Source organism: Aliivibrio wodanis (assembly GCF_052920805.1).
In genome coordinates this window covers 986633-1002208 of record NZ_JBREXA010000001.1, presented here as the reverse complement: position 1 = coordinate 1002208, position 15576 = coordinate 986633, and the positions used below count along the sequence as shown (strand labels likewise).

Here is a 15576-nt window from a genome sequence, read left to right as displayed (position 1 = left end):
TAATCGTGGTAATTATTGGACTCTATAGAGCAAGTAACAACTTTTCAGCCGTGCTTTCAGAACTTGCTGGGTTTTGTCCTGTAATGATAAGGCCATCTTGAATAACAAAGGGTGCCCAATCACTGACTTTTTGATAGTCACCGCCTTGTTTCTTAAGCTCATCTTCTAATAAGAACGGCACGATGTCAGTTAAGGCAACGGCTGCTTCTTCTGTGTTACTGAACCCTGTTACTGCTTTATCTTTTACTATTGATTGACCTGCGGTGTCTTTTGCATTCAATAATACCGCACCGGCGTGACAGACAGCAGCAACGGGTTTATTGCTATTTAATAGCGTTTCAATAAGAGCGATTGAGTTTTTATCATCAACCAGATCCCATAATGGCCCGTGACCACCTGGGTAGAATACAGCATCATAATCGTCAGCCTTGATGTCGCTTAGCGTGTGAGTGCTTGCTAACGTCTGTTGTGCTGATTCATCATTATCAAAACGACGAGTGGCGTCCGTTTGAAAATTTTCTAATTCACTGTTTGGATCGATAGGCGGTTGTCCACCTAGCGGAGAGGCTAGTGTGATGTCAATGCCTGCATCAAGAAATACGTAATAAGGTGCCGCAAACTCTTCAATCCAAAATCCTGTTTTCTCGCCAGTATTTCCAAGATCAGAATGTGAAGTAAGAACCATTAAAATTCGTTTTTTAGGTGTAGTCATTATTCTATTCCTTTAATTATTAGTGATCCTTGAAGAGATGAATCAAGGCATGGATAAAATATAGAGTGTAAACCCCAGTTAGACAATGCAGATTAATTTGATTACATTGATTCAATAATTCGACTAATAAAGTGAGATAACAATGAAATTGTCGTTTGAACAACTAAAAAGCATGGTGGTATTCACGCATGTGGTGGATCAGGGCAGCTTTAGTGCGGCAGCAAAACAGTTGGAATTATCACGTACGGTGGTCAGTTATCACATTAAGAAATTAGAAACGAACTTAGGAGTGACATTAATCAATCGCTCGACGCGAAGTTTGTCACTCACTGATGCGGGAATTGAATTTTACAGCAGCTGTCGGTTGATCTCAGATCAAGCGCAATTTGCGAATCAGAAAATGGAAAACTATAAAAATGAGCCTGAAGGGGTATTAAAAATTACCTGTCCGGTGAACATGGGATTGCAAGTAATTGTACCTGCATTGAACGTGTTTAAAACCCAATTTCCTAAGATTGAGTTAGATATCATGTTGTCTGATGAGGTGGTTAATATCATTCAAGAAGGCATTGATTTGGCGATTCGAGGAGCTGCATTGCCTGATTCTGGCTTAAAAGCACGTAAGCTCTCTTCTTTACCTACTTGCTTATGTGCGTCCCCAAGTTATTTAACTCGCTGTGGTAAACCGTTTACTCCTGCTGAATTAGAACAGCACAATTGGGTCATGTATAAATTAGGAACGCCAACGCTAGATCTGACGAAAGGGACAAGATCGTATCGCATTAAAATGAGTGGTGACATTACAACTAATAATGCCGCAGCACGAACCGCTTTTGTTGAAGGTGGACATGGCTTAGGACGGATCCCCGTGTATGATGCGATGCCTAAAATTAAAGAGGGTACTCTACAAACGGTGTTAGATGATTATGAACTGGCAGATATTGATGTGTATGGCGTATATCCACCGGGGGCTACGGATTCTAAAAAAGTGCGTTTATTGTTGGATTTCTTAATTCAATATTTTGATAGTACACACCCTAGAAGTTCAATGTTGTTGGGGTAATATTTCACATGTCCCTTAATTGTAAATACGCAGCAGAGCAATCCGTTTATCATTGTTATGATGATGAACGGATTTTGTGTAGAGGCTCTTACTTTAGTTTAACGTCCTGAATTGAGATACTAAATCACCTTGAGAGTGAATAGTTTTTGAAAGTGTTTGGCATTGCTCCATTGTTCCATTTGCAATACTATTTGTTTCTAAACAGACATTATTAATTAATTGAATATTGATATTCATCTCGTCTGCTACTTTTACCATTTGTTCTACTGCAACAGAAATCTGGGTGTTTTGCGCTGAAATATTAGTGACTTGATCTAATGATTCCCGCAGTTTATTTCCTGATTGATTTGAGTTCTTAACGCATACCTCTGATAACTCTTTTCCATCATTCATGGCTCTAACGGCATCTTGAGTGCTTACTTGGATTAATGAAATTATCTCTTGAATTTCTTTTGTTGAGCCTTGGCTTCGTTGAGCCAAATTTCTAACCTCATCAGCAACGACAGCAAATCCTCTTCCTTGTTCACCAGCTCTAGCAGCTTCAATCGCCGCATTTAATGCTAGCAAATTTGTTTGCTCTGCAAGAGATTGAATAACGGTTAGTACAGATCCAATTGTATTCCCGTGCTCTTCTAGAGTACTAATTACCTCTGAAGCATTGGTTAATTTCACAGACAATTCTTCAATAGAGGTAACGGTCTCAGTAACTGCAAGCATTCCTTCTGAAGTGATTTTATGGGCCTCTTCAGTTACTGATGCTGTGGCTTGGACGCTGGCTGCAATATCACTGACAGAGGCATTCATTTCTTGTATTGCGTTAGCGACTTCAATAGTTTCTTTACTTTGAATACTGATATTATTGACTGTATTTTGGCAATTATTAGTAGAAGAGGTCGCTAAGGATTCAATCTCTTTATTGGAGTCTTGAATACGTCCCACCACGGCGTTAATTTCAGATTGACGCATTTTAAAAGCAAGTTCGATTTCTGCTAGGTCATCGACATTATTGGTATAAACAAGCTCCATTAATGGATTATCAAATATGTCTCTAGCTTTTTTTGATAACGCTTCTAAACGGCGTGTTAAAACAAAAATACTGATAAGAGATAGACCTGACATAGCGATTAAACTAAGTAATGGTGAAAACTGATTAACTATTGCAGATACAGTAAAGGTAGGAAGCAGGGTTAACATAAAACGTTGCCATAAACGAGTTCTTGGAAGTGATAATTTTAATGGTTTTTTCCCATTTTTTATTTGCTTATATACGTTCTCAGCATTTTTAACGTGTTCACGAGACGGGCATAAACGAACAGATTGATATTCTTTGATTTTATTATCGTTAATGATAGGTGACACAAAGGCATCGACCCAATAATAATTACCATTCTTACAACGATTTTTTACTAGCCCCATCCAAGATTTCTTATCTTGTAAGTGGGACCACATATTTTTAAATGCATCACTTGGCATATCTTGATGGCGGACAATATTATGTGGTTGAGAAAGCAATTCATTGGAATTAAATCCAGAGATTTCGCAAAACTCTTTACTTGCATAAGTGATATAGCTTGAAGGAGAAGTAATGGAGAGTAAGTTATATTCTTTAGGAAATAGAACTTCTTTATTGTTAGATTGTGGTGTATTCATGTATATATCTTTTAATAAAGGTGAGTTTCTTTCTTAAATGTAAGAAAATGTTACGCGAGAACCTATCATTACTGATAATTTGAATGATTGACTTACATCATTAGTTTATAAAGTTTTATTAATTATGCTCTAATTATTACTTTCACTTATGATTTACAGTGTGATTTTTTTATATTTTGTTTTTATCTTTTCAAAATGAGAATGTTACCAGTGTTATATATATATTTTGTAAAACACATGCTTTAAATATGCTATAAAGTAAGTAGAAACGTATGATCTTTAGGTAAAAGTATGAATCGAACGATAAGACAATTAAGCACATTTTTGATTATAGGGTCTATGCCGCTCTATGCCGTAGCAAACGATCCTTTTGGTGCTCTGCAAGTAAATGCCCAGTCGCCTTTTCAAGCAAATAGCCTGACACCTAAATTACGTTCTGGTTTATACAGTGGAAATACTGAATTTTTTGCCAGCCTTAATAGCGGTAGTGCATGGATTGAAAGTTCAAACTATAAAATGGATTATTATCAAAACCAAGCAACAGTCGGTGGGCTTTTTCAAGTTAATCCACGTTTAAATGTAGAGCTAAAATATCAAGGAATAAATGCAAGCGATAATAATTTAGATCCTATAACTTATGGTTTTCATGAGCTATTTGGGATCGGACAAAATGGCCGTGATGAAGTCGAATATGATGAGTTTAATATCCATACCCCTTATGGTGATATTGAGGACTTTGAAGGAGAAACCTTAAGCCAAGCAATTACCCTGTATACTGATTATCAGATGCTAGCTTGGTCTCACTCTAGTTTAACCATTGGTGCTTCATTGTATTATAACTCGGTGAACGAAGGAGAGTTTGAGCGGCAAGTGTTTGAACAAGCAATCCAGTTAAATTATGGTTATGCGGATAGTATGCAGCAATTTTATACCTCATTAGGTATCTCTTTTAATGAAGAGCCTTTTCTTACTGATGTAAAAGATTACCGTAAAACTCGGTGGATGTTCGGAGCGGGCTATAATTATGCACTTGCTAAGAATCATCGTCTAATCGTTGAGACTTCCATTTTTGAAGGAGCATTAAATGAGGGAGTAACGAGTGATCAATTTAGTGATTTGAGTTACGAATTTACGCTTGGTTACCGTTATTTAATGGAGAAAGCGGCACTTGAACTTGCCATGATAGAAAATTACATCAACATGGATAATAGCTTAGATATTGGATTTACTATTGGTTTACGTTATCAGCTTTAAATGACGTAATTTTAGACGATTTTATCAAAAAGAGTTATCGACGGCAGTGTTTATTTTATATAAGCTGCTATACAATAAAATTTCATTTAAAGAACTCTTTATGCCTAGACGCTTTAACTCATTTCTAGAACAACAGCTTGTTGTTGTCATTAGTGCTGCCACTAGTAGTGATATTCATTATGCAGTCAAGCTCATTGAAGAAAGAGCGAAAAAGGATAATCTTACTGTACCTGTCTCTTATAAGTTCTTTTTGTATGGCTACATTAAGTTAAAAGAGTCAAGATATGAAGAGGCGTTAGAGTTTTTTTCAAAAAGTTTAAGTCATTTAAATAAGCATAACCAATTAAGATACCTCCGTTATTATATTGAATATGGTATGGGAGTGGTATTTATACGCTTAAGTCAATTTTCTGATGCAGTTTCTTCATTGACAAAAACACTAAAGATCAAAAACTACGCTAGACAAGAAGAGATTATCTTTCGTACTTATAATAATATAGGTATTGTATTTCTTTTATCGAATGATCACGAACAAGCTTATGCCTATTTTACCTTAGCACGTGATTACATAACGGATAATACCGTACTATCGAGTTCACCTTTTTTAACCAACTACGCCTATGCAAACGCATTAGTGGGGAAATTTGAAGAAGCTGCTGAGCTGTATTGTAAGATGGAGAATGAGTTAAAGAATAAGCCAAGCACTCTTGGAGGTTTCTTTTTATATAACTCTAAAGGTTCATTCTATGATCTCCAAGAAGAGCCTAAGTTAGCACTAGCAAGTTTTGATAAAGCAATTGAGTTAAGTATTGAACTTAATGACTATTTTTATCAATTAGATGCATTAAAAGAATATTGTGTTTGTGCGATAAAGTATGGTTTAGATGATAAGGTTATAGGGTATGTTAGTGATGCTCTATTGTTAATTAAAGACTATGGCACGCCATCAAGCATCAGCTACTTTTCTGATACACTAATGTACTTAAGCGATAAATATGCAGCTACAGAGCAGCAAGTTATTCTGATGAAACAAGCGTATGAATTACAAAGTCGTGCGCTTGAATTGCACTCAAACAATAACCAAGGCTCAATTACTGAGTTATATCGATTGCATTCAGAGCGGCCTGAATTAGAAAATGCAAAATCCTTAGAGCAGAACCTAGAATTAGTGACTTCTTTTGGTGAGTACCTAAATAGTCATAGTAGCTTAGATGAAATAACTTTTAAATTGTATGATGATTTAAAACAAGTAATGCCATTAGACTGTCTATCCATAGGCTTATATGATAACCAGACAGCTCAACTACATTATGACCATTTCCTTGATCTTGGCGTACCTCTGGAGCCATTTGTCATTGATTGTAATAATGAAATAACCTTGAGTTCATATTGTATTCAGCAGAAAAAGCCATTTTTGCATGGTGATTTTTCTTCTCAGCTACTGATTGATCTGCTTGGGCAGCATACGGAGCAAGCGTTTGTTGGAAATACAGATGAATCTTACCCATCTATTATGATGTTACCGCTGATTTTAGAAGGAGAGGTCATTGGTATTTTCTCGATTCAAACTTTTAAACATCATGCCTATCAAGGATATCAATTTTCTCTTGTAAAGCAGCTTGCTTCCTATTTAGCAATAGACATTAGAAACAAACAACAGAAGCAACAGTTGATTGAGCAGAAAAAATAGCTAAATCGTTTAGCTAATATTGACCCATTGACGGGATTATTGAATCGAAAGTCGTTATTTTCATCGATTAAAGAGTGGAGCTCTTCATCTGAGAATCTTACTATTCTATTGATTGATATTGATTATTATAAACAATTTAATGACTTATATGGTCACATTAAAGGAGATGAGATCTTAGTTCGCTTTTCAGCATTGCTGAAATCTCATTTCTATTTAGATACTCATAAAGTATTTCGATACGGTGGTGATGAGTTTTTAGTGCTTATTCATGGAGAAGAACATATGAAACTTGTAGAGCTATTTATTCAACTCCGATCTCCATGTTCAGGAACAAGAAATAGCCCACAAAGGATCGCTATGTAGTGATGTAATTACATTATCTATAGGAGGGTATCAATTTTTTCCTTGTGAAATGATGGGTTTAAGTATAAATGAATTGATTCATAAAGCAGATGAAGCCCTTTATTCTATAAAAAACAAAGGGCGAAATGGCTTATTTATCAATCGCTCGTAAGTAGTATTAAGGTTTTTATATAATTCAAGTTGTAAATTCATTATTTTGACGAGTATTGTAATTTTATAGCATCTTTAAAATCATTTCCAAAATACCATTCTATATGTTCCAATTAAGTAGTATCATATTCTGTTATATTTTGCTGTTAATAGAACACTTACTTTTAGTCTGAAAATAGTCATAAAAAGAAGTGTAAATAGAAATTATAACTGGATTACTCATGCACAAAAATATTTCAATAAAAAATAAACTGACTATTATGTTTGTGGCTGTCATATCGGTCATGGCATCACTTCAAACTTACATGACAGGTAAGCAGTTAATGGAAGAAACTTACCGTTCTGTTAACCAATTTTCAGCAGCGATTACTAAATCAAGTGTATCGGGGGTTGAAAAGTGGATTGATGGGAAGGTACAAATACTACAAGCTACCGAACAAGCTTTTAACTATTCAGCAGAGCCAGTTAGCTATTTCTCTCAATCTGAGCATTCAGGTAAATTTGATATCACCTACGCAGGATTATCGACAGGTGAATTTTATCAAAGTAAAAAACTACCAGTGCCTAATGGTTATGATCCACGAGTTCGTGATTGGTATATCAAAGCAAAAAGCAGCTCCCAAGCAATAGTAACTAGCCCTTATGTTGATGCAGGAACGGGTAATCTTGTTGTTACAATTGCAGATGCATTTAATACGAATGGATATTCTGGTGTAATTGGTGCAGATATCAGCATTCAATCAATTATTGATGATATATTGTCAATAAATCAAGATGGTGTTTCTGCATATTTAATTGATAGTGAAGGTAAATTTGTTGCCCATCAAGATCGTAATATGCTGCAAAAATCAGTCTCTGTATTAGGGGATGATTTTAATATTGCAAAGATTCAACAACTAGCTCAACGTCATGAGCAATCAGAAGGCATTGTGAATGGTAAAGAAGCCTTTATAACAGCAGCAAAAGAAGAACGCTCAGGTTGGTTCTTTATTGCTGTGGTTGATAAAGATCTTGCGTTTACTTCTGTTCGTAGTGTTGTACGAGACTCTGCATTTATGGTGTTATTGCAGCTAGTAATTATTGCAGGGTTAGCTATGTTCTTAATCAAAAAGGCATTAGCACCATTAAATATTCTAAGTAAAGCAATGGAAGACCTTTCAAAAGGAGAGGGAGACCTAACCCAACGTATTGCAGTTAATTCTACTGATGAAATTGGCCAGTTAGCTTGTCACGTTAATGCGTTTATTGAAAAATTACACAGCATTATTAAAGACATTGCGGCATCGTCATCAGAACTAAATTCTCAATCTAAAGTGAGTACTCAAGTCGCTTGTAAAACCAGTGAAGGTTTAACTATTCAAGTAAATGAGATTACTCAGATTGCAGCAGCAGTTCATGAGATGTCAGCAACAGCACAAGAAGTTGCGAATAATGCTCAACTAACAGCAGAGTCTGCAATTAGCTCTACTGAGAACTGTGAGCAAGGTAAGCAAGTTATTATCCGTAATCAGGAGTCGATCACCAATTTAGCAAACCAAGTTGATAATGCTTCAGGTATCATTCAAGAGCTTGAAAACAACGCACAGCAGATTAATATGATTCTCTCTACTATTCGTGATATTGCTGAGCAAACTAACTTACTTGCTTTAAATGCAGCGATTGAGGCTGCACGAGCAGGTGAACAAGGGCGAGGCTTTGCGGTAGTTGCTGATGAGGTACGTGTACTTTCTCAACGCACGCACAGCTCAACAGATGAAATCCGTAATATGATCGAAACGCTACAGCGCAATACTAACAGTGCGGTTCATAGCATGGATGAGAGTAAGAAGTTTGCTCAATCAAGTGTTGATGATGCTAACAATGCGACAACTGCGTTAGAAGAGATTTCAATCTCTATCCAGCAAATATCTGACATGGCAATGCAAATTTCAAATGCGGCGGCAGAGCAGAGAACAGTAACTGATGAAGTCAGTGAAAACATTCAATCAGCAAGTGATGTCTCGGATCAGATGTCAAATGAAGCGAGTAATTCACAACAATTGTCAGAGGAATTACGTGAAATCGCTACTCAGTTAAATACTCACGTAAACTTATTTAAATACTAGAAATACTCAAGTAGAACTTACTATATAACCAACACCTCTTTGTTACTTATACTTTTGTTAGATATAAGATGATAAAGAGGTGTTTTTGTATCTAATTGTTATCACTAATGTGATCTCAATCATAGCTTTTCACTTAAAGCATTGATGGATTCATGAAAAACAAATAGATTTATTCATAGGTTTTATAAAGCCTCTTACCTCTAGTAATAAAATATCGCATCCAATTTTTAATCATTTTTGAGACGTTTTATTTAATAGAGGAAATCAATATGGCGAAATACCAATTTTTTTGCATCCCTAATAGTGATCGCAAGCAATATACCTTTCTTGATATGGCATCAACCTCGTTTTTACAAGAGAAATCCGCGATTTTAAAGCAAGGCTTTGAAGTCGAAGATGATGTTATCTACGCAGATAATCCCGAAGAAGCTGTAGATCAATTTAAATCCAATTTTATTTATGCTGTTGATGAGTATGGTAAATCAGATGCTAGCTATGGCTTTGCTGTATTTATTCAGTCGATTTATAAAATGATCTTCAAGAAAAAAGCATAAAAAGGATAATTTGATGGATAAGGTATTATTTACATCTAAAGAATATACTCTGACAGAAGAGACATTTCATTATCAAGGTTATCAAGAGAAATTGGACAATATAGCCAGTTTAAATATTATTGAGTGGAGTAAGACTGATCGCATTAAATATAGTATGGGGCTAGGAGTATTTAGCGTCATTATGTTTTATACCATAAGCTGGTTTTTAGTACTTCCAGTGCTTGATGCATTGAGTGGTGATGGGAATATACCTTCTTATTTAGTTGAAGGTATTACTTCACTCGTTTTCATTTTTTTTAGTGTGGTAGGTTACCTGTCTCGCAAAGGTTACACATTAGAATTAGAACACGTTAGTGGAAATAAAGGCACTATAGGAAAAAGCATACAACGTTCAACATTTGACGCGTTGCTTAGCGTTTTTGTGCAAGCGAAAAAACATAGAAAATAATGAATCTATGCCTATACAGCGCACTCTCAATGTGTGGCTGTATAGGCATATACCAATCAGATAGTTAGTGGAATTGGTATTAAGCATTAAGCGATAAAAATCACTTCACCGCAAATACAAAGCCAAACACAACGTACTTCACTATAAAACCATTCTTGATGTTGCTGACAGCATGGGCAAGTTAATTTATTCATAAACCCTCATTATTATTATAAGATTCATATTTAGTATGGAATTGAAATGAATATTTTCAAACCAATATTTGAGCTTATTAGTCTCATTTAGAGGTGGATTGAGTTTTAATGTAATTGTTAAAATTAACAGTAACAAAGGCGATGTTTTTTTGGCTTGTCAGCCTCTAGAAGGTCATTATTTTGACTGGAATCACGTTATGTTTACAATGTTCTGTTTAGTATGAAGTACAGGAAATTGATGTTTTTTAGGAGGTCGGAATGTTTATACATGAAGGACTAAATCCGTTAACTGAGTTAGTAATTTGGATTAGTTATGCTGTGATGATTATCATTGCGGTAATGGCCGTTGGTATTTTTATTGAATTTACAAAAAAAGAATAAAACAAACGCATAAGGAACGTAAACTTACGAGTGATGCTTATGCGTTTGTTGATTTTATGAAAGATGTTATTAAGTTTTAAATTGTGATACTTGTTCTTTCATATCTTCAGCTTGCTCTGCTACATTTTGTAGTTCTGTTAGGCAAGCTTGTGCGGCAGCTACATTACTGTCAGTTAAATCATTAAGTTCTGTAATGGCCTGGCTAACTTCATTGGTAGTCGTATTCTGCTCTTCAATGGCAGAGGCAATTTGAGTTGAAGAGTCAGAAATTGTTGCGATATCAGCAATAATTTTATTTAGGCTCTCTTCTGCGCTGTTTGCTTTTACTACTGAGTTTTCTCCTTGTTCACTACATTTTTCAATATTAGTGACGACTTTGCTTGTTTGAGTTTGAATAGATTCAATAATTGAACGAATTTCTTCTGTTGACGTTTGAGTTCTAGTTGCAAGGGAGCGGACTTCATCTGCAACCACGGCAAACCCACGACCTTGTTCACCTGCTCGAGCAGCTTCAATCGCAGCATTAAGTGCTAGCAGGTTTGTTTGCTCTGCAATGCCTTGGATCATTTCAACTACACTACCGACTTTACCGACTAACCCATTTAAATGAGAAATATCTTCTTGGCTTAAGGTCAATGTATTTGATAAATTAGAAATCTCTTGAGAGGCAGCGCGAAGTGTTTCTTGTCCTTCAGTCGCATGTTGATGCGATAGTGTGGCATTACTAGCTGCTGCTTCTGTATTACTTGCAATTTCTGCAACCGTTAAACTCATTTCATTCACTGCTGTTGCCATCATCAGAGTATGTTGTGATTGCAGGTCAAAATCACGTAGTACATCTTCTAGTTGGCTACGTATTTCTGATGCACTACCTGCCAGTTGAATTGATTTATCTTGTGAATCACCAACGAGAGATTGAATGTTATCTAGTAATTGATTAAAGCTTAAGCCAATTTGGCTGATCTCATCATTTTCAATATTTTCTGTACGCAGGGCGATGTTATTTGTATCAGTGATCTCTTTAATGACATTTGCTTGTTTAGAGATCCGGCGAACAATAATAAGTGATAAAGAGAAAGAGAGTGCGATTAATGAAATCATTAAGATCGTAGAGACAATGTATTTCTGCCATGTTAAGTAGGAAATATATTCATCTACTTTTTCAGCTAACTCTTGGGCAAGCAATGAAAAATTTTGTTCTACTTCTGAAGACTGTTGACGAGTTTCCCCTTTTAGCCCCTCATTATACTTTAGCCCTAAAATACTTTTTTGTTGAATGATAGCATTCGCATAAGAGACTAGAGTATAAAGCTCATTGGTATAGTTATCAGTAGGGATAGTGGTACCTTTTATAATGCTTTCATCAAAAAGTAGGATCCCTTCTAATAGCTTTACATCATGCTGATTAAATGCTAGAGAAAATAATAATTTTCGAAGGTTATAATAACTTCCTTGCAAGCCATCTTGTTGAGTTAATCCTAACTGTTGGTAAGCTGAAACTAAGTTTGAAAAGGTAGATTGGTACTCTTCTAGTTCCTTTCTTATAACCTCTTTACGATTCAATTTAATGTCGAAATTATCAAAAATTTGAGAGATATCTTGGCTTATATCGATGAATTTTTGTGAGTTGTTCTTAAATTTATCTAAGTACTTTAAGTCCATTCTTGCCATAAAATCTTTTTCATTACGACGCATATTCAATAAGCTAGTTTCTAATTGGGCTAAATTGAGGCGGGCTTGATTTAGCTGATCTGAATCTTTGGTTATTTTATAGGCATAACCGAGAGTGAAAGTCATTCCCAGTACGCCTATAAGGCATAGTAAATAAAGTAAATGTTTAATTTTCATTTGTTTTTTGTCCATAATATTAACTAGATAAACGATACTTAGTTTAAATATACTTATCAATATATTGATTAAGTTCTGTTAATTTATTGGACAGATACTTACTTTTATAAAAATACTTAATAATAAAGAGCTTTAAATAATAAATTAATGGTAATAACAAGGGACTTGAAAAAGTTCGATGTTTTAAATGCGTTATTTATAATTAGGTATCAATGGGTTTTAAATTGCGACACTTGGATTTTCATCTCTTCGGCTTGCTCCGTCACTTGTTGGATCTCACTAAGACATGCTTGAGCTGAACTAATATTGCTTTCAGTTAAGTCATTTAATTCTGTAATGGTTTGGCTTACTTCATTGGTTGTCGTATTTTGTTCTTCAATTGCAGAGGCTATTTGAGTCGAAGAGTCAGAGATAGTGGCCATATCAATAATAATCTGATTGAGGATAACTTCGGCATCACTCGCTTTATTTACCGCATTTCCCCCTTGGGTGCTGCATTGTTCAATATTGGTAACGACTTTATTTGTTTGCGTTTGAATTGATTCAATAATGGCTCGGATTTCTTCTGTTGACGATTGAGTACGAGTTGCCAGTGAGCGCACCTCATCAGCAACAACTGCAAAACCACGTCCTTGCTCACCGGCACGAGCAGCTTCAATTGCAGCATTTAATGCTAATAGGTTTGTTTGTTCTGCGATGCTTTGAATCATTTCAACAACGCTGCCAACTTGCCCAACAAGTTCACTTAGATAAGATATGTCAGTTTGACTAGATGCTAATGTGGTTGATAGTAGTGAAATTTCGCCAGAGGCAGCTTGTAGCGTTTTTTGTCCTTCGGTAGCATTATGGTGAGACTTGGTGGCATTGGTAGCCGCAGCTTCTGTATTGTTCGCTATTTCAGCGACAGTAAGGCTCATTTCATTAACAGCAGTTGCCATCATCATCGTATGCTGTGACTGCATATCAAAATCTCTAAGGACGCCTTCTAATTGAGTTCTCATTTCAGATGCACTATCGGCTAATTGCACTGATTTGTGTTGTGAATCACCAACCAAGTGTTGGATCTTATCTAAAAGCAAATTAAAGCTGGATCCGATATGGCTGATCTCATCAGTCCCAATATGCTGAGTACGCAAAGCAATATTATTGGTTTGTGTAATCTCAGTGAACACATCTGATTGCTCTGAAATACGTCGTACAACTCGTGCAGATAATGTCACAGATAAGGCTACTAATGATAAGATTAAAAAACCTGAGACAAGATATTTTTGGAAATCTAAATAATCAAGATGTTCCTGTACTTTTTCGTCTAGTTCTTTGGCTAACAGAGAAAAGTTCTTTTCTACTCTAGAAGATTGTAAGCGAGCTTCGCCTTTTAGTCCTTGATTATACTTTAATCCTAATTTAGATTTTTGTTGAATAACAGCATTGGCTTTAGTTGCTAGAGCAAATAGCTCACCATTATAGTCATTAGTAGGTATTAGCTTACCTTTTACTATACCATTATCAAAAGTAACAATTCCTTCAAGGAGTGTTACGTCATGTTGTCGAAAGGCTTGAGTAAATAAAGATTCTCGTGTTTGGAAATAACTACCTAATAAGCCATCTTTTTCTGAGAGCCCTAGCTCTTTATAGGCATTAACTAAGTTATTGAAGACGTTTAAATACTCTTTTAACTCACTCTTAATCACCTCTTTTCGTTCAAGAACGATGCCAAATTCATCAAAAATAAGAGAGATTTTTTGACTATTATTTATGAATTTTTTTGAATTTTCTTCAAAAGTAGTAAGGTACTTAAGGTTCATTCGTGCCATAAAATCTTTTTCATTACGGCGCATATTAAGTAGGTTAATTTCTAATTGTGCTAGCTCAAGTCGGGCTTGGTTTAAGTGATCTGCGTCTTGAGCTGTTTTATAGGCATAGCCAAGAATAAGTAGCATACCGAGTACACCAACAAGGCATAAAGTATATAGTATGTGTTTAATTTTCATAATTATATATGTCCATAATATCACCTGTTTTATAAACATAGACCTAACTATTTTAACTATCAATATCATAATTAAGACATTGTAAAAATAACCTTATCAATTGTGATTATTTGTTTTATACAAGAAAAAGGAGGCGTTTATTTTATGAAATTTACTCATTGAGCTCTGATAAATATAAGAATATAAATTATCATTCGATTTAATTATATAACTTATACAGTTCTTAGAAGATAAAGTGGATGGCTTATTATTTTTTCCCTTGTGGTATTTTATTTTCATCAGGGAATAAAAAGAACCGGATATCCACTTATCAGGTATTGCTTCTGAATTTGGTATGAAAATGAAAGCAATTGAATGTTAGTTAGGCTGGGCGTATGTTTAAATTGTGCGGTTATCTCCACAGCTATAAGCAATTATTTGGCTAATTTCAGACAACGATCGTCCTGACTCTGTTTTCCAGTGATTAAATGCCTGAGTTGCAGCTTGAAGGGCTCGCTTTGTATCTCGGCCACTGTCAATAATATCGCAATGACGTAAATACCATTCAACATCAGAAGATAAAATAAAGGTATCGACTCCCATTTGGCGTAGTGCATAAGCTCCCGTATTACCACCTAAGCGCTTTCCGTGTTTTTTAAGATACCCCCATAAACCCGTAATATCATCACTAGGCCAATTTGCTACCATCTTGCCAAATGAGCCATACCTTAAGCTTGCCATATTGATCATCAGTGCATTAGCAGGAATGGTCATAACTTTAGTTAAATGACGGATAATACGTGGGTTCTTTGGCTTTCTCTTCCCAAGTTTCATCTGGTTGGAGTAATAGAGGCTGAATGCGAAATTGGAAGAACACCTCTTCAAATTCAGGCCATTTTTTACGAACTACATTCCATGAAATGCCACACTGAAAAACTTTTTCAGTAAATACTGCTAGCCAACGGTCATCAGGAATGGCGGCTAATTCTTGTGAAGATAAAGGTTTATGTAATAGCTGTTCTAATTGTGCTTCTCCACCTTTACGCTGCGCCGCTCGTTGATAAATGGATTCAAATTTTTCAATAGTCATGATTGTCTCTGATTTAAAAGCATAAGGAATTGAAACATAAATTAATCTATTTTTGTATTAAAAAGAGTGAATGCTTGACCTGTCTAAAGCTTCATAGTTTATAG

At 35.4% G+C, this 15576-nt stretch carries 12 protein-coding genes and 2 pseudogenes; 9 read left to right on the top strand and 5 right to left on the bottom strand.

The genetic code is table 11. From position 1 onward, the window contains the following. Positions 1–22: 22 nt before the first annotated feature. Positions 23–712, bottom strand: coding sequence for a type 1 glutamine amidotransferase domain-containing protein (locus ACU5DF_RS04595; RefSeq protein WP_182699162.1), 690 nt, complete (start codon positions 710–712; stop codon positions 23–25). A gap of 142 nt (positions 713–854) precedes the next feature. On the opposite strand from ACU5DF_RS04595, the gene ACU5DF_RS04590 reads away from it, so the two are divergent. Continuing rightward, positions 855–1775, top strand: a complete 921-nt coding sequence (locus tag ACU5DF_RS04590; protein WP_446711960.1) for a LysR family transcriptional regulator — start codon at positions 855–857, stop codon at positions 1773–1775. A gap of 93 nt (positions 1776–1868) precedes the next feature. Here ACU5DF_RS04590 and ACU5DF_RS04585 read toward each other — a convergent pair whose 3' ends face one another. Beyond that, positions 1869–3425, bottom strand: a complete 1557-nt coding sequence (locus tag ACU5DF_RS04585; RefSeq protein WP_446711959.1) for a methyl-accepting chemotaxis protein — start codon at positions 3423–3425, stop codon at positions 1869–1871. A gap of 291 nt (positions 3426–3716) precedes the next feature. Between ACU5DF_RS04585 and ACU5DF_RS04580 the strand changes: the two genes are divergently transcribed. From ACU5DF_RS04580 to ACU5DF_RS04545, 8 genes and pseudogenes are all read left to right on the top strand, one after another. Then, positions 3717–4679 (top strand): DUF3187 family protein, encoded by a 963-nt coding sequence (locus ACU5DF_RS04580; protein WP_446711958.1) that lies wholly within the window; start codon positions 3717–3719, stop codon positions 4677–4679. Positions 4680–4779: 100 nt separating this feature from the next. Next, on the top strand, positions 4780–6369 hold the full coding sequence (locus ACU5DF_RS04575) for a GAF domain-containing protein (RefSeq protein WP_446711957.1): 1590 nt from the start codon (positions 4780–4782) through the stop codon (positions 6367–6369). Positions 6370–6381: 12 nt separating this feature from the next. Then, positions 6382–6732: pseudogene (locus ACU5DF_RS04570) on the top strand (GGDEF domain-containing protein); the annotation flags it as partial. Beyond that, complete coding sequence (locus ACU5DF_RS04565; RefSeq protein ID WP_446712478.1) at positions 6707–6883, top strand: nucleotidyl cyclase domain-containing protein; 177 nt, start codon at positions 6707–6709, stop codon at positions 6881–6883. The pseudogene ACU5DF_RS04570 and the gene ACU5DF_RS04565, both read left to right, overlap by 26 nt. A 220-nt stretch (positions 6884–7103) precedes the next feature. Next, the gene (locus tag ACU5DF_RS04560) at positions 7104–8987 is read left to right on the top strand and encodes a methyl-accepting chemotaxis protein (RefSeq protein ID WP_446711956.1); all 1884 of its coding nucleotides are present in this window, start codon (positions 7104–7106) and stop codon (positions 8985–8987) included. Between the two features lie 269 nt (positions 8988–9256). After that, complete coding sequence (locus ACU5DF_RS04555) at positions 9257–9541, top strand: hypothetical protein (RefSeq protein WP_446711955.1); 285 nt, start codon at positions 9257–9259, stop codon at positions 9539–9541. 13 nt (positions 9542–9554) lie between these two features. Further along, positions 9555–9989, top strand: a complete 435-nt coding sequence (locus tag ACU5DF_RS04550) for a hypothetical protein (protein WP_446711954.1) — start codon at positions 9555–9557, stop codon at positions 9987–9989. A 452-nt stretch (positions 9990–10441) separates the two neighbouring features. Continuing rightward, a complete protein-coding gene (locus tag ACU5DF_RS04545; protein WP_446711953.1) occupies positions 10442–10564 on the top strand; it encodes a hypothetical protein in 123 nt (40 codons plus the stop codon). 69 nt (positions 10565–10633) lie between these two features. Here ACU5DF_RS04545 and ACU5DF_RS04540 read toward each other — a convergent pair whose 3' ends face one another. From ACU5DF_RS04540 to ACU5DF_RS04530, 3 genes and pseudogenes are all read right to left on the bottom strand, one after another. Next, a complete protein-coding gene (locus ACU5DF_RS04540) occupies positions 10634–12361 on the bottom strand; it encodes a methyl-accepting chemotaxis protein (RefSeq protein ID WP_446711952.1) in 1728 nt (575 codons plus the stop codon). 260 nt (positions 12362–12621) lie between these two features. Next, a complete protein-coding gene (locus ACU5DF_RS04535) occupies positions 12622–14403 on the bottom strand; it encodes a methyl-accepting chemotaxis protein (protein WP_446711951.1) in 1782 nt (593 codons plus the stop codon). A 378-nt stretch (positions 14404–14781) separates the two neighbouring features. Continuing rightward, positions 14782–15472 (bottom strand): annotated as a pseudogene (locus ACU5DF_RS04530) (DNA-3-methyladenine glycosylase I). Positions 15473–15576: the final 104 nt, after the last annotated feature.